Annotated in this window: 12 protein-coding genes and 1 tRNA gene; 7 read left to right on the forward strand and 6 right to left on the reverse strand. The window is 65.0% G+C overall.

All coding sequences use genetic code 11. The features are described 5' to 3' along the window. Positions 1-505 precede the first annotated feature (505 nt). The 3 genes from G4L39_RS11510 (at position 506) to G4L39_RS11520 (ending at position 4,177) form a co-directional block, all read left to right on the forward strand. On the forward strand, positions 506-1,561 hold the full coding sequence (locus tag G4L39_RS11510) for a serine hydrolase (RefSeq protein ID WP_165108332.1): 1,056 nt from the start codon (positions 506-508) through the stop codon (positions 1,559-1,561). 253 nt (positions 1,562-1,814) lie between these two features. Further along, on the forward strand, positions 1,815-2,696 hold the full coding sequence (locus tag G4L39_RS11515) for an alpha/beta hydrolase (protein WP_165108333.1): 882 nt from the start codon (positions 1,815-1,817) through the stop codon (positions 2,694-2,696). A gap of 116 nt (positions 2,697-2,812) precedes the next feature. Continuing rightward, positions 2,813-4,177, forward strand: a complete 1,365-nt coding sequence (locus G4L39_RS11520; RefSeq protein ID WP_165108334.1) for a Gfo/Idh/MocA family oxidoreductase — start codon at positions 2,813-2,815, stop codon at positions 4,175-4,177. Between the two features lie 690 nt (positions 4,178-4,867). On the opposite strand, the gene G4L39_RS11525 is transcribed toward G4L39_RS11520, so the two are convergent. After that, positions 4,868-7,090, reverse strand: coding sequence for a cytochrome c3 family protein (locus G4L39_RS11525; protein ID WP_165108335.1), 2,223 nt, complete (start codon positions 7,088-7,090; stop codon positions 4,868-4,870). Then, positions 7,044-8,567 (reverse strand): cytochrome c3 family protein, encoded by a 1,524-nt coding sequence (locus G4L39_RS11530; RefSeq protein WP_165108336.1) that lies wholly within the window; start codon positions 8,565-8,567, stop codon positions 7,044-7,046. The genes G4L39_RS11525 and G4L39_RS11530 overlap by 47 nt, the downstream gene beginning before the upstream one ends. A 573-nt stretch (positions 8,568-9,140) precedes the next feature. On the opposite strand from G4L39_RS11530, the gene G4L39_RS11535 reads away from it, so the two are divergent. From G4L39_RS11535 to hemW, 4 genes are all read left to right on the forward strand, one after another. Beyond that, a complete protein-coding gene (locus G4L39_RS11535; protein WP_165108337.1) occupies positions 9,141-9,824 on the forward strand; it encodes a PEP-CTERM sorting domain-containing protein in 684 nt (227 codons plus the stop codon). A gap of 224 nt (positions 9,825-10,048) precedes the next feature. Continuing rightward, entirely contained in the window at positions 10,049-12,577 is a 2,529-nt protein-coding gene (locus G4L39_RS11540; RefSeq protein WP_165108338.1) for a response regulator, read from the forward strand. After that, a complete protein-coding gene (locus G4L39_RS11545) occupies positions 12,574-13,821 on the forward strand; it encodes a response regulator (protein WP_165108339.1) in 1,248 nt (415 codons plus the stop codon). The genes G4L39_RS11540 and G4L39_RS11545 overlap by 4 nt, the downstream gene beginning before the upstream one ends. Before the next feature lie 31 nt (positions 13,822-13,852). After that, positions 13,853-15,106 carry a radical SAM family heme chaperone HemW gene (gene hemW, locus G4L39_RS11550; RefSeq protein ID WP_165108340.1) on the forward strand — a complete coding sequence of 418 codons (1,254 nt, stop codon included), beginning with the start codon at positions 13,853-13,855 and terminating at the stop codon, positions 15,104-15,106. Between the two features lie 13 nt (positions 15,107-15,119). Here the strand turns inward: hemW and G4L39_RS11555 are convergent, their stop codons facing one another. The 4 genes from G4L39_RS11555 to G4L39_RS11570 form a co-directional block, all read right to left on the reverse strand. Next, entirely contained in the window at positions 15,120-16,214 is a 1,095-nt protein-coding gene (locus G4L39_RS11555) for a protein arginine kinase (protein ID WP_165108341.1), read from the reverse strand. A gap of 4 nt (positions 16,215-16,218) precedes the next feature. Then, positions 16,219-16,728, reverse strand: a complete 510-nt coding sequence (locus G4L39_RS11560) for a UvrB/UvrC motif-containing protein (RefSeq protein WP_165108342.1) — start codon at positions 16,726-16,728, stop codon at positions 16,219-16,221. Beyond that, the gene (gene ilvE, locus G4L39_RS11565) at positions 16,725-17,606 is read right to left on the reverse strand and encodes a branched-chain-amino-acid transaminase (RefSeq protein WP_165108343.1); all 882 of its coding nucleotides are present in this window, start codon (positions 17,604-17,606) and stop codon (positions 16,725-16,727) included. The genes G4L39_RS11560 and ilvE overlap by 4 nt, the downstream gene beginning before the upstream one ends. Positions 17,607-17,828: 222 nt before the next feature. Continuing rightward, positions 17,829-17,906: transfer RNA gene (locus tag G4L39_RS11570), tRNA-Pro, on the reverse strand. Positions 17,907-18,034 lie beyond the last annotated feature (128 nt).

Genomic DNA, 18,034 nt, shown 5'->3' on the forward strand with positions numbered 1-18,034 from the left:
CAAAAGCCGTATTTGTCCGCAGCCTTCGAAGAGGGCCGTGCGCGTGCGCGTTCGGGTTGAAGCCTTCCCGTTCCCGTCTCGCTGCAAAACCTACTTCCGGACGTGGCGTCTCTTGCGGCTTTTTGGTGTGCCTGGTTGTGTTGTGGAAGGTGCGTCGGGCGGGGCGGCGGGTTTCGGAAGGCGTTTCGATCGCATTGGCCGGGTCATGAGATCGGTGAGTGTCGTTGCGAGGGGGCATTGAGCATGCGCAGCCACCGGCGATCGCGACGGCGGTTTCCAAACGGATGGATTCCTGGCGGCGGGCGATGGGTTGCCGCGGGGGGCGCTCCGGGCTAGCGTGTTCCGGCTCATGTGCGATGCCTGCTCATCCCGGATGTGGTGGCTGCGGTTTTTGTGGGTTGGATGGTTTTTTGCGCTGGTGCCCGGCCGGGTTGGCGCGGTTCCGGATGTTGCTGCCGGTGCCGATTCCCGGCTTGCAGCGGCCCCGGCCGAAGATTGCACGTCCGTGCTTGAGCCGATTCGTGCGGAGTTGGGTTTGCCGTCGTTGGCTGCGGCGGTGGTGTATCAGGGCCGTCTTGTTGCTGTGGGCGCGACCGGTGTACGTCGTGCCGGCGGTCAGTCGCACGTAACGCCGGAGGACAAATATCATTTGGGCTCGCTTACCAAATCCATGACCGCGACCCTGGCCGGCCGACTGGTGGCGCAGGGCAAAATTCGTTGGGACACCACGCTGGCGGAGGTGTTCCCGGACCGCGCGGACCGTCTGGATCCCGGCTACCGCAACGTGACACTGGAACAACTGCTGGCGCATCGGGCCGGGGTGCCGGCTGCGTTGGATGAGGGTGGATTGTGGTCGCGTTTGTGGAATCGCTCAGAACCGCCGCGGCTTCAAAGGCTGTATTTGCTGGACCAGGTGACGCGCCGGCCGCCCGTGGCCCCGCCGGGAACCCGATTTCTGTATTCGAACGCCGGGTACGCCATCGCCGGAGCCATGCTGGAACAGGTCGCCGACAGGCCCTGGGAGGACCTCATGCGGAAGGAGATCTTTGAGCCTTTGGGCATGCGGTCGGCGGGGTTTGGACCGCCGGCCCGCCCGGGCGAGGAGGACCAGCCCTGGGGGCATGTGCCCGATGGGAAAAGATATCGTCCGATCCCACCCGGCCCCGGTGCGGACAACCCACCCGCCATCGCGCCGGCGGGAGCGGTCCATGGTTCCCTGCCCGATCTGGCGCGGTATGTTCAGTGTCATCTGCGGGGTGCCCGGGGTGAGGCCTGCCTGGTGCCGCCCGAGGTGTTTGCCCGGCTCCACCGGCCCGCGGGGGACGAGACGCGCGCGCTGGGCTGGGTGGTGGTCTCCCGCGACTGGGCCGGCGGGAAGGCCCTCACCCACGCCGGGTCGAACACCACCTTCTTTGCTGTGATATGGATGGCCCCGGCGCGCGACTTTGCGGTCATGGTGGCGTCCAATGCGGGTGGTCCCGGAGCCGAACGGGGTTGCGACCGTGCGGCCTGGGAGCTCATCCGACGTCACCTGCTGAAAACGGAGCCGGAGAGGCCCTGAGAAGGGCCGGAGAAACCCGTGCGCCGGGCCGGGCGGCGGGCCGATGCGACTGCACCTCCGCCGGCTCGAGAAACCGGGCTGCGTGATGATTTGGACCCGACCCGGTCCCCTTGCAATTTCGGAGTGGTCAGCCGGGCCTGTCCGGGGTTGAATCAGCACGGTACATGTCAAGCACGGGCGCGTTGGGTGCCGTAAGGTTGACAGGACCTGCGGGACCGCTTTGCGCCGACAACCAGCGAATCAACACGGGCTCATGTGGCGACGATGGATCTGCACGATCGGCATGGTGGCGGGGACGTTGGCCGCCCAGGACAGGGTTATTCCGCTGTATGAGGGGCCTGCTCCGGGTTCGGAGAATTGGACGCACACGGAACGGGAAAACACGTCCAATCTCTGGAACACCCGCATTGTGTTCAATGTTTCACGTCCGACTCTCACCTGGTTTGCTCCGGAACCGTCCCGGGCCAACGGCACCGCGGTGATCATTTGTCCGGGGGGCGCGTTTTTCGCCTTGTCCATTGACAGTGAGGGGTTTGATGTGGCGCGCTGGCTGGCCGCCCGCGGTGTCTCGGCGTTCGTCCTGAAGTATCGCCTCGTGAAATGCGAGACCGACGATCCCACCCGCGAGGTCATGACGCGCGGACCGCTGGACGCCGTGGTGGCACCGGTGGTGAAGCTGGCGATGGCCGACGGTCTGGCCGCCGTCCGACACGTCCGCCAGCATGCCGCCGAGTACAAGGTCAACCCCAGGCGCGTGGGCATCATGGGATTTTCCGCCGGGGGCACCGTGGCTGCCGCCGTGGCCTACAACTATGAGTCCACCAGCCGACCTGATTTCGTTGCGCCGATTTACCTGGCGTATCAGTGGGTGCCGAGGGAACGGGGCGTGCCCGCGGACGCACCGCCGATGTTCATTTTGGCGGCCACGGACGATCCCCTTCGGCTGGCTCCGCAAAGTGTCGAACTCTACCAGGACTGGACCCTAGCCGGGCACTCGGCCGAGTTGCACCTGTACGCACGCGGTGGACACGGGTTCGGCATGCGCAAACAGAACCTGCCGACCGACCGGTGGATTGAGCGGTTTGCCGACTGGCTGGAGATGCAGGGTTGGATGAAACCGGCTGTGAATCCCTGAAACGCGGCCGGCCCGGGGACTGTAGTGTGCCGGCCGGCGGTGATCGCAAGGGTTTCGGCAGAAAATCGGCCTTTCGTTCGATTGACTCCGGCCGGTTTCGGCTCCATAAGGGTCTCATGAAGAATGGGCGAAGACTCAGCCGTCGTCAGTTCCTGAAAGCCGCCGGGCAGGGCACCTTGGGGGTGGCTGCCGGGCTGGCCCTCCCAAATATCTTTCTGAACCGCACCCGGGCCGCCACGGGGCAGAACCCCTCGGAGTTTATCCGCGTGGGATTCATCGGCACCGGCGGCCACGGCATGAGCAATCTCCGTGCGCTGATCAAGAACGCGGTGGCCGTGTGCGACGTGGACAAGAACCACCTGGAAAACGCCGTCAAGGCCGTGGAAAAGGCCACCGGCCGCACACCGGCGGCGTATTCCGACTATCGTCGGCTGCTGGAGGACAAATCCATTGACGCGGTCTGCATCAGCACGCCCGATCACTGGCACGTGTTGCCCGCCATTGACGCGTGTGAGGCGGGCAAGGACGTCTACGTGGAGAAGCCTCTGACGCTGACCATTGAAGAGGGCCGGGTGCTGCGGGCCGTGGTGCGGCGCACCGGGCGGGTGCTTCAGACCGGCAGCCAACAACGATCCGACCCGCGATTCCGTCGTGCGGTCGAGCTGGTTCGCAACGGACGGCTGGGGCGCATTCGAAGGGTCCTGGTCGGCCTGACCGGCGTCAACTGGACCAACGAAGCGCCGGTGCCGGATTCGGACCCGCCGCCCGAACTCGACTACGATTTCTGGCTGGGTCCGGCCCCCTGGCGGCCCTACAACAAACATCGCGTCCACTACTACTTCCGGTTCTTCTGGGATTACTCGGGCGGCCAGATGACCAACTGGGGCGCGCATCACCTGGACATTGCGCAATGGGGTCTGGGCATGGACGGCTCCGGCCCTGTCGAGATTCGCGGCTCCGGCGAGTACGATCCCCAAAAGCGGTTTGAGACTCCCGTGGCTTTCGCCGTGACGTACCGGTATGCCAGCGGCGTGATCGTCGAGTGCCGCAGCCCCGGCGCCCGGGTGAAGGATCTGTTGCCGGACCGGGAAAAGGAGGCGCGCCTGATCCTGAATGACAAGGACACGTTCACCGGTTGCATTTTCGAAGGGGAGCGCGGTCTGTTGTACATCAACCGCGGCGCGCTGGCGACGTGGCCGGAGGAAATCCTCGAGGAATCCATCGGCGACAACGACCTGCGCGTTTACGAAAGTCGGAACCACCACCAGAACTGGCTGGACTGCATTCGCACACGAAACCTTCCCATCTGCGACGTGGAAGTGGGCCATCGCTCGGCCACGGTCTGCCATCTGGGCAATATAGCCGTCCGTTCCGGCAAGGTGATTCGCTGGGACCCGAACACGGAACAGATTCTGGACGCCGAGCTGGCGCGCTGGGTTTCGAAACCCTACCGACCACCTTGGAAACTGCCCAAGGTCTGAACGCCCGCGGGCGCGCCACCGCCGCGACGGGTTGGGTCGAGCGCAGCCTGCCCGAAGCCTCAACTCGTGCCGTTCCTGTGCGCCCACCGCGGAATCCGGTTCGTGGGGTTCACACCACCGTCGGCCGGGCCACCGGGGGCATTCCGGCCCTCTGGTGGTGAGGGTTGGTTTGGACCGGGTTCTCCTGCGGGTGTTGCGTGAGGTTGCCCGCTCCGGCGGTTTCGTCCTCCCGCGGAGGTCCGGGTGTGAGACCTCCCATGAAGGGGCGCGGGTTGATGCGTCGAGGCTTCACGGAAGAGATTTGCCAGGCCTCCGGACCCGGGCTGGACGGGCGGGTCCGGGTCCGGACCCGGTGCCTTTTGCGCGCCCTGCAGGTGGCGACTCACGGGCGGGCTTCGGAAAGCGGCTGACCTGCCGCCGCTCCCGGTCCGGGGACTCCGTTCCGGTGGCGGCGGGTGGAAACGAGGCTTCCCATCGGACCGAGCCCTCAGCGCAGCCGGATTCTCTGATGCCGTGGCTTCAACGTTTCCACGGTGCGGCGTTGGTCCACGGCCCGGCATTTCACGATGGCTTGTAAGAAGGGGCTCCCGCGGGGCCGGCTGGCCTTTGTGAAGTGAGGCGTTGCAGGGCGGCTGCGGGGCGGACGGATTTGGGTCCGGCACGGTGCGACCGTGGGGTGTAGCCCCCGGGTTAATGGATCAATCGGGTGCCCATTGCGTAAAGGATCAGAAGGAGCAGAACCACACCGACGCTGAAGAACAGGTAGCCGATCCCTCGGGCGATGCCTTTCCAGCCCTCCCAGTCGTCACGGACACGGAACTGGTCCAGTTTACCCGTGGCCAGGAGGCGGTCGTACCAACGGCGTCGTTCGTGGAGCATTTCCGTCTTGGAGATCCGCCCGGAGAAGATGACGGTGTCCATGGGGAATTTTTCCAGCCGGAAATGGGTGTTGAAGAAGTGGATGGTGAAGATGAATCCGGCGGCCAGCAGGGCTTCGTCCGAGTGGACGATCAGGGCGACGTTGATGATCCAGCCGGGCAGGAACCGCGTGAAGAAGTCCGGCCACCACATGATCAGGCCCGAGGTGCCGATCATGAACACGCCCCAGAACACCGCCAGGTAATCGAACTTCTCCCAGTAGGTCCAGCGATCGAACTGCGGCTTGGGTCCCTTGCCGAAGAACCAGCGGTTGTGGGCGATGAAATCGCGCCAGTCCTGGAGCGTGGGCACCATGGAATCGGGACCGAACAATACTTCGCGGACCCGGTTCCAGCGCCAGCGTCCCGTCTGCGGATCGCGCAGGTTGTGTCGGCCGCGCCATGCCTTGCCGAGCAGCGACAGCAGATGCAGGCCGAAGTAGAGGAAGGTAACCAGGGCGCCGAACCGGTGGAGGACCCGGGCGGTGTCCGGTCCTCCGATGAGGCCGAACAGAACTTTCGCCCACTCGGTGTAGTAGAATTTCAGTGGCATCCCGGTGAGCACGAGCAACAGGAAACTGCTGACCACCAACAGATGCAGAAAGCGTTCGAACGGGGTGAACCGGGTGAACCATTCATCGTCCTCGCGGGTGCGGATCTTGGCTTCGCGGAAGGTCTTGGAGTCATGGAGGTAGAGGTAGAGGGTGCGAACCAGCCACGCCAGTGTGTGGGCGCCGAAGAAGACGAACACGCCCACCACCAGCGAGGTCATTCCCACGAAGACCGCATGCAACACGGGATAATTCTCGCGGTCCATGGGGTCGGCATGGGGCCGGTACTGGGTGAACCCGAGGGTGGCTTTGGGGTGACATTGACGGCAGGTGTTGAGGATGTTGGTGGCGGAGAGGCGCGAGGCGGGATCGGACGCGGGCAGCACGTCGTGATGACCGTGGCAATCGTAACAGGCCGCCACATCCGGAGCGCGGTTGGGTCGGCCCAGTTGCATGGCCTTGCCGTGGTAGGTTTCGTGATAGCGTTGGAGCCTGTCCTGATGGCATTGGCCGCACTTCCGGTCGCTGGTGGCTTTGAAATGGCCGGCGGACGGAGGTTCGATCTCATGGGCCGAGTGGCAGGTGGTGCAGACCGGGGCGTGTCGGTCGCCCCTGGACAGGAGCCGCCCATGAACGCTTTGTTCGTACACCTGTTCGATGCCCAGGTGGCAGCGGCCGCAGGTGCGGGCCACGTTGAGGTGGTGCACGGGTGAGTCACGGTCCACGCTGCGTTTGATGTCGTGGACGCCGTGGCAGTCGTTGCAGGAGGGTGCCACGACCAGGCCAAGTTTCAGGAGGGCCTGTCCGTGGATGCTGTCCCGATATTGATTGGCGGCCTCGGGGTATTTGATGCGGTACTCCTCGGTCAGACCGGGGTTGCTGTGGCAACGGGCGCAGGTGCGGGGCAGGTTGAGCTTGAAGACCGGGGACCCGGGATCATGGACGGGCCGAATGTCGTGGGAGCCGTGGCAATCCCAGCATTGGGCCGCTGCGCTGGCACCCAGTTGATGGCTGACGCCGTGAATGCTGGCGGCGTAAAGTTTGGCTTCCGCTTCGTGACAGCTCCCGCAGTTGGGCGGTGGCAGCGGCGAGGGGTGCACCAGTTCGGGGATCCCCTCATGGCAGTCCACACAATCGAGGGCGGCGTGCACGGATTGTGCAAATGCATTGGTCGGGAAGACCAGGGGGATCACCCGTCCGCCCACGGTGCGCGTGGTTCCGGGATCGAGATGGCAATCGAGACAATCGGCGGTGGAAAAGCGTTCCGGCTCGGTTCCCGCGAGGAGGGCATTGAGGGTTCCCAGCCACCCGAGCGCCATCGTCAGGAGGAGCGCCGGCAGGCGCCCATGTCGGCGCAGGCCGGCGCCGCCGGATTTGGCGGGTGGGTTGAACCGGCACTCACAGACCTCCCGTGTGACAATCATAGCAGCCACCTTCCACTTCATCGCCGGGGTGCTGGAATGGCAGGCCTTCCGGGGCGAGCTGACGGAGCGCATCGCCGTGGCCCTGGGCAAGGATCGAATGGCAGGCGTTGCAATCCTTCACGATGGTACGTTTGCCGTCGGCGGTGGTGTGTTCGCCTTCATGACAGCGGAAGCAGCCGGGCCAGAACATGTGACTGCTGTTGACGGGGTATTTTTCCCAGGAGGCGCGCATGTGGGGGAAGAAATTGTTCCTGTAGATTTCCTGGACCTCGGCGATCGCGGCCCGCACCTGTGGTTGGCGGTCGGGGTAGGTGTCGGGTGGATAGGCGGTGGCGAGGAATGTGGCGATGGTTTCCAGGGCTTCGGTGCGGTTGGTGTACTCGAGCGTCAGCACGTAGACCGCGTTGGATTTGATCCAGGGCAGGCTGGGATCAATGCGGCCCAGGGCCATGGCGCGGTTCACAGCCCGGGTCGGGGCCTGGTATTGGTGGGCGGGTCGGTTGTGACAATCCATGCAGTCCATGGTGCGAATCTCGAATCGGGCCGGGTCGTTGGTGAACCCGCGTTTGCGAAACTCGGTGACCACGCCCTGCCCATCTACGAACCGGACCCATGGGATGCTCTGCCGGGTGGGGTCGGGCACCCACTGTCCGTTTTCAAAGCGGGCTGCGACGTATTGGACCACGTTGGTGGGGTGGACGTGCCAGTGAATGCCCTCGACCGGGCCATGGCGGGGATCGCCGCCGCCGACCTTCAGGGTCATGCGGACAACAAACGGCGTGTTGGTTTCATCAGCCAGGAAGTAATGGAACGTGCGGTCGAGGTTTCCGATGAACTTTTGCGGCCAGTGACATTGCTCGCAGGTTTCGCGGGCGGGCCGCAGGTTCTTGATCGGGGTCGGGATGGGACGCGGGTACTTGTCCGCCAGCGTTGCATAGACCTGGTAGGTGCCGGAGAGCTTGGATTTGACGAACCAGGTGGCTCCGGGGCCGATGTGACACTCGACGCAGGCCACCCGGGCATGGGGCCCCTGTTGGTGGGTCGTCCATTGGGGCTCCATCACGGTGTGGCAGGCCTGTCCGCAGAATTGTGTGGATTCCGTGAAATGATACGTCTGGTAACTGCCGACGGCTGAGAGCAGGAGAAAGCCGGCTGCACCGGCCACAAACCACGCCAGCCGTCTGCGGTCGCGGGGTCGTGAAAAATCAATGACCAACTGGGTCGGTCCGGCACCCTCCCTGCGCCGGCGCCGGCGTTCCCGCCACATCCCCCAGAGAGTGAGGAAAAGGCCCAGGAAAAGAAACCCGGGCGCCACCAGGTAGGTCAGAATCCCCAGGTACGGATTCCCAAATCGGGCCAGGGAGTCCAGAATGAACAGCAGCAGGAAGGAAAACAGGGCTCCGCCCGCAATGACAAGCCCGGTCAGGCTCCACCAGTTGCGGATCAACGGTGGATTGCCGGTCCGGGGCTGTGGCTCACCTGTGACTTGCGGTTCCATGGACCTTTGATTCGCAGTGCCGGCTTGCTCTGGCCTTGCCCGTATTTCCTCCCTGTCGCCGGGGTTTGCCCGGTCACCGACTCCGAGGGCCGAGCTGCCGGTTGCAAGCCGACGAGGGTCGCAGTTCAAGCCGTCTTCCCGATGACCTGCACCGGAAACGTGCTGCGACCTCTCATTCCAGCGCCTTTACGGTAGATGAGGGCCGGTGGGGTGGCATTGCGGCCTTTGCCCATCCTGCAACAATTCTTGCCGTCGTGGGGGAGCCGGTGGGGTGGGAACGGGTGTGGCCCCGGTGGGTGGGCTGCGGGTAGCCGGTTCATGGGAGCTCGGCGTTGGCCTGCCGGGGTGGAGTGGAGGTCCGGGCCCGGCACGCCGTCTCGGGACGCTGCAGCAGGGGTTGGGCGAGCCCGGGTTTCTGCCGGAGGCGTCGGAGGCGCCGGCGGGTGTTTGCTGGCGTGTTTGCCGTGCCACGGCGGAAGTCGGATTTCGGAAGGGCTTGACGGACGTCTTTCGCGGTGGTGAGATGGGTGTGTCCTTACAACCAACAAAACTGAACCTCGCGGAGAAAGAACCATGAAAGCCCTGCGATACGTGACCACGACGGCTGTGGTGGCCGGCGTTTTGTCCCTCACCAGCCTGCGCGTTTGCGCAGACCAGACCGGTTCGGTGGATCCCTCGCTGACGTGGCTGGGATATATGAACGTGTACGACCTGGTTGGCGGGAACAGTCAGGGCAATTACCTGTGGGGTTCGTCCTGGGGGGTGAGCGACCTGCCGGCGACCTGGTCCGGGTCGGAGTTGGTTTTGAGGCCCAACACGAGCACGTGGAATCCGAGCGACCCGTACTGGGTGACTCCCGGCGGCCAACCCAACAAATGGCTGGAGGCGAATTTTTATGTGGACATGGGAACGGCCTGGGGTGGCCAGACCGTAACGTTCTCCGGTCAGACGGTGGACAACACGCTGGTGTCGCCCTACAGCGCGGTGGCGTTCATCAAGGAATTCACCTCAAGCTACGGCTGGGTGGGGATGAGCACCGCGCCGCTGAGTTCGGGCTCGCCCTTTTTGGTGTCGCGGCCGATTGGGGCGGGGAACGTGGTGCAGTTCGGCTTCATGTTGACCGGGCCGAACGCGGATCCCGCGGCGGTTGAGGCATTGGGGCAGGTGCGGATAGCGGTGGTGCCGGAGCCCGGCGCGGCTGCGCTGTTGGGGCTGGGTTTGGGCTTGCTGGCCTGTTGCCGGACCCGGCGCGGGTGAGCTGGCTCGGGTTGGTGGAGTCTTCGAGCGGCGCCGGTTGAGACAGGCCGGACGGTTTTTCACCGGGCCTTTGGGGCTTGCTGCGGCTGGTGGCCCTGAAGGCCCGGTTCTTTTGGCCGATATGTTGGCAGGACGGAGCACTGCCGGGGAACGGCGTGTCGGCGCAGAATGCCGTTGGCTCGGAACGGAACCTGGTGTTCAATGGAGGGCACAGCTTGCGAGCCATGAACCGGACCGGTGAAGTTGCGGGATGGGGCGGGCCCGGGCTTTACCCGGGTGCAAACCCGGCGGCGCGGGTGTTGTTGGTGGAGGATGATCCCGAGCTGCCCGAGGTTTTGTCGGGTCTACTGGCCCACGACGGCATTGAAGTGGAATGTGCCGCCACGGCCCGGGAGGCCCTGGAGCGGGTGCGTGCGCGGGAGCCGGAGTTGATTTTGTTGGATCTGGGGTTGCCGGACCTGGACGGTTTCCAGCTGCTCCAGCAGCTCAAAGGGTCGCCGGAGACGCAGCACATTCCGGTGGTGGTGGTCACGGCATGGAACAATCCGCAGGACAAACTCCGCGGGTTTGAAGCCGGGGCATCGGATTATGTGACCAAGCCATTTGAAGCGACGGAGCTGCGGGCGCGGATACGGGCCGTGTTGCGGACGAAACGGTTGCAGGATCAGTTGACCCGGGCCAATCGGGAGTTGGAAGCAGCGCGGCGTGCGGCGGAGGAATCAGCACGGGCGAAGGCGGAATTTCTGGCCAACATGAGCCACGAAATCCGCACTCCGATGAACGGGGTGATTGCCATGTGCGCGCTGTTGCGGGAAACGCCGCTCAACCCGGAACAGCGCACCTATGTGGAAACCATTCACTCCAGCGGGGAAGCCCTTCTGGGCCTGATCAACCAGATCCTGGACTTCTCCAAGCTCGAGGCGGGGAAACTGGAGCTGGAACAGCGTCCCTTTTCGTTGCGGGCCTGCATTGAGGAGGCGCTGGACGTGCTGGCGGCCAAGGCGGCCGAGAAAAAACTCGAGCTCACCTACCTGATGGACGACGGGATTCCGGAAATGCTGGTGGGCGACCCGAATCGGATCCGGCAGATCCTGGTGAACCTGTTGGGGAACGCGGTGAAGTTCACGCATGTGGGTGAGGTGGTGTTGACCGTGCGGTTGTTGTCCGGGCCCGGCGAGGGGGCGTCCGCCGAAGCGCCCTGCTGGCTGCACTTTGCGGTTCGTGACACCGGCATCGGGATCCCGGCGGATCGGATCCCCCGGCTGTTTCAGTCGTTCAGTCAGGTGGACGCGTCCACGGCCCGGCAGTACGGGGGGACGGGTCTGGGCCTGGCCATCAGCCGGAGCCTGGTGGAGGCCATGGGCGGTCGGATCTGGGTGGAGAGCGTGGTGCAGAAAGGGTCCACGTTTCATTTCACCCTGCCGCTGCGCCCGGCGCCCGCACCGCCGGCGCCGCCGCCGCCCGGGGCGGAGTTGCTCCGCGGCCGACGGGTGTTGATCGTGGACGACAATGCGACCTGCCGGGAGCAACTGGTCCGGTGCACCACGCGCTGGGGGATGGAACCCCGCGCTACTGCCAGTCCGGTGCAGGCGTTGCAATGGATTCAACAGGGCGAGCGATTCGACGTGGTGATTCTGGACCTGCGCATGCCCGAGATGGACGGTGTGACCCTGGCCCATCAGATTCGGAAGCAACCGGGGGTGGACGCCATGCCGCTGATCTTGTTGACTGCCATGGGTGTGAAGGCGGACGCGCCCGAGATTGCCGGGGCCCGTTTTGCTGCCTGCCTCATCAAGCCGACCAAGCCCCTGGTCTTGCGCGACACCCTGGTCCGACTTTGGGCCGCACCGGCCGTCAGCGCGCCTCCGGCGGCGTCCGGCCCGGCCCGGCCCGGCAAGCTCGACCCCACCACCGCCCAGCGGTTACCCATGCGGGTGCTGTTGTGCGAGGACAACGTGATCAATCAAAAGGTCGCGCTCCGCCTGCTCCAGCAACTGGGGTATCGGGCGGATGTGGCCTTGAACGGATTGGAAGCCCTGGCGGCACTGGAACGGCAACCCTACGACCTGGTGTTCATGGACCTGCAAATGCCGGAGATGGACGGGCTGGCCGCCACGCAGGCCATCCGCGAACGGCAAAAAGCGCCGCAACCCGTGCCGTATTTTGACCGGCGGATCGTCATTGTGGCCATGACCGCCAGCGCCATGCAGAGCGATCGGGATCGGTGCCTGGCCGCGGGCATGGACGATTACCTGGCCAAACCGATCCGGCCCGAGGACATTCGCCGGGTGGTGGAACGCTGGGGCCCGGTCATTCAGGAGTCCCGGGCGCCGACCGCTGCGGCGGCTGCGGCGGATCCGGCCCCCGCGGCCCCGGAACCCGATCCCTCGGTGGACTTCGAGCGTTTGCTGGAATTTGCCGAGGGGGACATGACCAACCTGCAGGAGCTGGTGACGTTGTACCTGCAGCAGACGACGCAACAGCTCAACCAGTTGCGGGCAGCGCTGGCCGCGGGCAATGCCGCCGAGGTGCGTCGCGTGGCGCACAGTTGCGCCGGAGCCAGCGCCACCTGCGGCATGCGGAGGATCACCCCCATGCTCCGCCGCATGGAAGCCCGGGCGGAGGCGGGGGATTTGTCGGAACTGCCGCGGTTGCTGGCCGAGATTGAACAGGAGTTTCAGCAGATCCAGCAGCAGGTCCGTGATTGGCTCGCGGCCCGGGGATCCTCCACCCAGTCATCCACCGTCTCATGAACCGGGTGCTCTTCATCGAGAACGATTCCGTCGTCGCCAACATCTACCGGAACAAGCTCAACCTTGAGGGGTTCCAGGTGGAACTGGCTGCAGATGGCGAGACCGGCCTGCAACGGGCGCGGGAGGTCAAGCCGGACGTGATTCTGCTCGACCTGTTGCTGCCGAAGCTGACCGGCGTGGAGGTCATTCGTGCCCTTCGGGCCGACCCCGAGTTTCACACCACGCCGATCATTGTGCTCAGCGGCACCTATCTGACTTCGATGATTCAGGAGGCGTGGAAGGCCGGAGCCACCAAATGCCTGGCCAAATCCAGCACGACGCCCAAGGTGGTGGTGGACACCATCCGGAGTGTGCTGCAAACGAAGGCGCCGGGCGCGCCCGCACCGGCAGGGTGGGAGGCGCCCGCGCCGGCCGCTCCCGCGTCGGTGGATCCGGGCAGTGCCGAAGATTTTCAGGCCGAGCTGCGCCGGGATTTCCTCAAGGGATTGCCTCAGACCCTGGGGGTGTTTCGGCAGGCGGTGCAGGCGCTGCATCGGGCCACGGACCCGGCCGGGCGCCTGGAACAGTTGCAGACGCTGCAACACCGCGCCCGGGCGCTTGCCGGTGGGGCGGGCCTGGCCGGGATTCCCGTGATGGCCCAGGTGGCGGACCTTTTTGAGGGTTTGTTGCGGGAACTGGTGGGGAAACCCCAGGCCTGGACCGTTTCAACCCTGCGCACGGTGGCGTCGGTGGTGGATTTCCTCCAGTGGCTGGCCCATCGGTGTCATCTGCCGGAGCTGCAGACGCTGCCGCAAGCCACCGCGCTGGTGGTGGACGACGAACCGTTGGCCCGCCGGGCGGTAACTCATTCGCTGGACCGGGCCCGGATCCGGTCCGTGGCGGTGGAGGACGCCGAAACGGCCCTGCGCCTGGCCGGGGAAAACCGGTTTGACCTTGTGATTTTGGACGTGGACCTTCCGGGCATGGACGGTTTTGCCCTTTGCGCGCGGTTGCGTCGGCTGCCGGCCTATGCCAGGACGCCGGTGGTGTTTGTGACCAGCCTCAACGACTTTCAGGCCCGCACCAGCTCCACCATCAGCGGTGGCACCGATTTCATTGCCAAGCCGTTCCTGTTTTCCGAGTTGGCGGTCAAGGGTTTCCTGTTTGCCGTGCGTCATCAGGTCGAACAACTCGTGGGCGAGGGGGCTGCTGCAGCGCCGCCCGGCGGGGTGGAAGGGACTCAGGCCGCCGGGGCGGCGAGCTGAGTCCGGCCCGGAGCGCTTGGATTTGGTGGCCATGCAGGAGCCGGTGACCAGCCTGTACGTGCACGTGCCGTTCTGCGCCCGCAAGTGCAGTTACTGCGCGTTTTATTCGGAGGCATCGGAGGGCGGGTTGATGGACCGTTACGTGCGCGCGTTGGTGCGGGAGTTGGAGCGTGTGGCTTCGGACCTGCGGCCGCGCACGATCTTTTTTGGAGGGGGAACACCCACCCTGTTGAGCCTGCGGCATTGGGAGGAGATCTTCCGGGTGATGGACCGTCTGGGTTGGCTCCCGGTGGCCGAGTTCACGGTGGAGGCCAATCCCGCCACCCTGTCGGCGGACAAGGCCCGTCTGTTGCGGGAGGGCGGAGTGAACCGGATTTCGCTGGGGGTTCAATCGCTGGACCCGCGACTGTTGGAGCGGCTGGGCCGCATTCACACGCCGCAGCAGGTGTTTCGCACGTGGGACACGTTGCGGCGGGCCGGGTTTGACAATCTCAACCTGGATCTGATGTTCGGGATTCCGGGGCAGACGATGGCCAGTTGGGAGGCCACGCTGACCGAGGCGCTGGCGCTGGGGAGCGAGCACCTGTCCTGTTACGAGGTGATTTACGAGGAGGACACGCCGCTGTTTGCGCAGCTCCGGGCGGGGGCCTTCTCGGTGGACGAGGACCTGGTGTGCGCGCAGTACGATCGCCTGCTGGAACGGGCGGCGGAGGCCGGGTTGTTTCAGTACGAGGTGGCCAACTTTGCCCGGGAGCGCCGTGCACCGGAGCCGCCGCCGGCGTGTCTGGAGGGCGAGTTTCCGGCCTTTGCCTGCCGGCACAATATTAACTACTGGCGGGCCGGGGACTTTCACGGTCTGGGACCGAGCGCGACGGCGTATGTGCGCGGGGTGCGCACGCGCAATGTGTCGGACACCCGCGCCTGGTGCGAGGCCATTGAGCAGGGACGCAGCCCCGTGGTGTACCGGGAAGCGCTGTCGCCGCTGGCCCGGGCGGGTGAGGCGGCTGCATTTGGTTTGCGGGTGGTGGCCGGCTGGCCCTACGAGGAGTTCCGGCGCCGGACCGGCTTTGATCTGCGGGTGGAATGGGCGTCGGAGCTGATCGAACTGGAACGACGGGGCTGGGGGGTGTGCGAGCCGGACCGCTTCCGGTTGACGCGGGTGGGGCTCCGTTTTGCGGATGCGGCGGCGGAGATGATGTTGCGGCCCGAGTGCGACGCTGGCGGGGGTGGGGTGGCGGTGGAGACGGCGGCCGTGGTCCGGCCGGCGTGGGGTGTGGCGCCCTGAGGTCGGGCCCGGTTCAAGCGCTCGAACCGGCGGCGGGCAAGGGCGGGCCGGGGCGGCTGACCGACCGCAACCGGTTCCGGATCAGGTCCGCGCGCAGGATGTCCCGTTCCTCGGCCTGCAGTTTCTCCTGATGCAGCAGTTGCAGGTGCGCCGGTTGGATGAGAAGGAACAATTCGTCCGTCAGGGAGCGGTCCACACCGGGGAACATGCCGAGGTCCACCCCCAGTCGCATCAGGGAGAGCATGTTCATGGCCTCCTTGGAGGCGATGATGTGGGCGTTGGCCAGGATGCCGTAGGCCCGCCCGATGTGGTTGAAGAGCATCTTCGGGTTTTTTTCGACCAGCGTGGTGCGGGCGTTTTCCTCGAACTCGATGATCTGGCGCAGGACCTTGTCGAGCTTTTCGAGGATGGTCTGTTCCGACTCGCCCAGGGTCATCTGGTTGGAGACCTGGAACACGTTGCCCAGGGCTTCGGTGCCCTCGCCGTAAAGGCCGCGGACGGCCAGGCCGAGTTTGTTGACGGACTGGATGACGGGGTTGATCTGCTCGGTCAATACCAGGCCGGGCAGATGCAGCATGGCGCTGACGCGGATGCCGGTGCCGACGTTGGTGGGGCAGGCGGTGAGGTATCCGTACTCGGGGCTGAAGGCGTACTCCAGATGCGATTCCAAAGCCGAGTCCAGCGCGTCCAGCTCGGCCCAGGCCTCCCGCAGCTGGAGGCCCGGCCGGAGCGATTGCATCCGGAGATGATCCTCCTCATTGATCATGAGGCAGAGGGTTTCCTGACGGTTGAGCACCACCCCCCCGCCCCCGGTGCGGGCCGCATGTTCGCGGCTGATGAGGTGTCGTTCCACCAGAAGCTGGCGTTCCAGCGCGGACAGCTTGTCCAGCGTGTCGCAGAAGCAGCCGGCCAGCGCCGGCAAGCCGGCCACGGCTCCGGCCACCTTTTCGTAGACCTGCATGCGGTCGGCCTTCTTGGCCCAGCCGGGGAAGGGAAAGCCGCGGAGGTTGCGGGCCAGGCGGACCCGGCTGGAAAACACGATCCGGTCCTGGGGCCCGGTGCGGCGGGCCACTTCCGAGGGCGGTGCCAGGAATTCCTTCAGGTCCATGGGCTCAACGTCCTCCCGGGGCGGCCAGTCGTGCCTGGAGTTGTTTGATCTCGTCGCGCAGCACGGCCGCCCGTTCAAAATTCTCCTCGCGCACGGCCCGGGCCAGCTCCTGTTGGAGCCGTTCCAGCCGCTTTTTCATGTCTTCCACACCCCGGTAGGCGGCGGGCACCTTGCCCACGTGCCGTGTGCCCTTGTGCATGGTTTTCAGCAGGTCATCGAGGCCCTCGGCGAAGGTCTGGTAGCATTCCGGGCAACCGAATCGGCCCAGTTTTTTGAACTCGGCCTGGGTGAAGCCGCAGTGCGGACATTGCAGCTCGCCCTTCTTGGCGGGCGGCTCCGGCTCTTCCGATCCGCTCAGCCCCAGCAACAGGTCGGCCAGCGAGAACCCGGTGGGATCATTGACGCCCTTGTTACGGGCGCATTCCTCGCACAGGTCCAGTTTCTGGACCTTGTCCCCCACGATCTGCGTCAGATGCACCGTGGCCTCGCGTTCCTTGCACAGGCAACATTTCATACCCGTCCCGGATAAATCGGCTCGCCGGAGTTCCGGGTCAAGGTCCGGTACAACTCCATCAATTTGCGGGTGACGGGGCCGGGTTGGCCGTTGCCAATGATCCGGCCGTCGATCTTGACCACGGGGACGATCTCGGCGGCCGTGCCCGTCAGAAAACATTCATCCGCGGTGAACAGGTCGTACCGGGTGAGATTGGGCTCGCTCACCCGCCAACCCTGTTCTCGCGCCAGGTCCATCACCACCCGCCGGGTGATCCCGCGCAATGCCCCGGCGGAAAGCGGCGGCGTCTGCAGTTCGCCGTCCCGGACGACGAACAGGTTGTCCCCGGTGCATTCCGCCACGTACCCCTCCGCGTTCAGCATCACCGCCTCTTCGCACCCGGCGTTGATGGCCTCGATCTTGGCCAGGATGCTGTTGAGGTAGTTGAGCGATTTGATGGCCGGGTTCACCGCATTGTGCAGGTTTCGTGTGGTGGGCACCGTGATGATCGAAAGCCCCTTCTCGTAGAACTCCTCCGGGTAGAGCTGGATCCGCCCGGCGATGATGATCACCGAACCCCGCTTGCAATTGTAAGGGTTCAATCCCAATGTCCCCACCCCGCGCGTGACCACCAGCCGGATGTAACCGTCCCGGATTCGATTCTGCCGGCACGTCTCCAGCACCGCCTCGGTCATCTCCGCCGGCGACATCGGAATCTCCAACAGGATCGCCCGGGCCGAGGCATACAACCGATCGATGTGTTCCTTCAGTTGGAACACGCGGCCGTTGTAGGCCCGGATGCCTTCAAACACTCCGTCGCCGTACAACAGCCCGTGATCGAAGACGGAAATCTTGGCCTCGGCCTCCCGGTAAAACCTGCCGTTGATGTACACTTTCATGTCTGCCCCCGGCAACCTAGTGAAACCGGCACGCACGCGCAACCCGGCAGGCGTCAACGGTTGGGCCCCTGCAGGCTTTTGTTCATGCGGCGGGTGGATCGCCTTCCCCGCCGGCAGCTCACATCGGCCTCCCCACGCAGATGCCGGCACGGCACGACGACAACCGGGCGCACGAGTGTCCCGACCGCACGAGAAGGGCTCGAAATCAAGGCAAAAAAGAAGTGGTCGGGGCGGTGAGATTTGAACTCACGACCTCTTGTACCCGAAACAAGCGCGCTAGCCAGGCTACGCTACGCCCCGACTCACGCCCATATATTGCACACCATCCCGAAAAAAATCAATAGGGGTCTTGCACACCTGAATCCTTAGCCAGCCGTTGGGGCGGGGTGCAAAACGATGTTTTCGAATCGGAGGAGTCTCTAAACGAG

Origin of the sequence: Limisphaera ngatamarikiensis, assembly GCF_011044775.1 — a bacterium.
Classification (GTDB): Bacteria; Verrucomicrobiota; Verrucomicrobiia; order Limisphaerales; family Limisphaeraceae; genus Limisphaera; species Limisphaera ngatamarikiensis.

Bases quoted from the DNA above. Each gene is read 5' to 3' on its own strand.
- G4L39_RS11515 (WP_165108333.1), top strand. From the start codon at position 1,815: ATGTGGCGACGATGGATCTGCACGATCGGCATGGTGGCGGGGACGTTG.
- G4L39_RS11520 (WP_165108334.1), top strand. From the start codon at position 2,813: ATGAAGAATGGGCGAAGACTCAGCCGTCGTCAGTTCCTGAAAGCCGCC.
- G4L39_RS11525 (WP_165108335.1), bottom strand. From the start codon at position 7,090: ATGAAGTGGAAGGTGGCTGCTATGATTGTCACACGGGAGGTCTGTGAG.
- G4L39_RS11530 (WP_165108336.1), bottom strand. From the start codon at position 8,567: ATGGAACCGCAAGTCACAGGTGAGCCACAGCCCCGGACCGGCAATCCA.
- G4L39_RS11535 (WP_165108337.1), top strand. From the start codon at position 9,141: ATGAAAGCCCTGCGATACGTGACCACGACGGCTGTGGTGGCCGGCGTT.
- G4L39_RS11540 (WP_165108338.1), top strand. From the start codon at position 10,049: ATGAACCGGACCGGTGAAGTTGCGGGATGGGGCGGGCCCGGGCTTTAC.
- G4L39_RS11545 (WP_165108339.1), top strand. From the start codon at position 12,574: ATGAACCGGGTGCTCTTCATCGAGAACGATTCCGTCGTCGCCAACATC.
- hemW (WP_165108340.1), top strand. From the start codon at position 13,853: ATGCAGGAGCCGGTGACCAGCCTGTACGTGCACGTGCCGTTCTGCGCC.
- G4L39_RS11555 (WP_165108341.1), bottom strand. From the start codon at position 16,214: ATGGACCTGAAGGAATTCCTGGCACCGCCCTCGGAAGTGGCCCGCCGC.
- G4L39_RS11560 (WP_165108342.1), bottom strand. From the start codon at position 16,728: ATGAAATGTTGCCTGTGCAAGGAACGCGAGGCCACGGTGCATCTGACG.
- ilvE (WP_165108343.1), bottom strand. From the start codon at position 17,606: ATGAAAGTGTACATCAACGGCAGGTTTTACCGGGAGGCCGAGGCCAAG.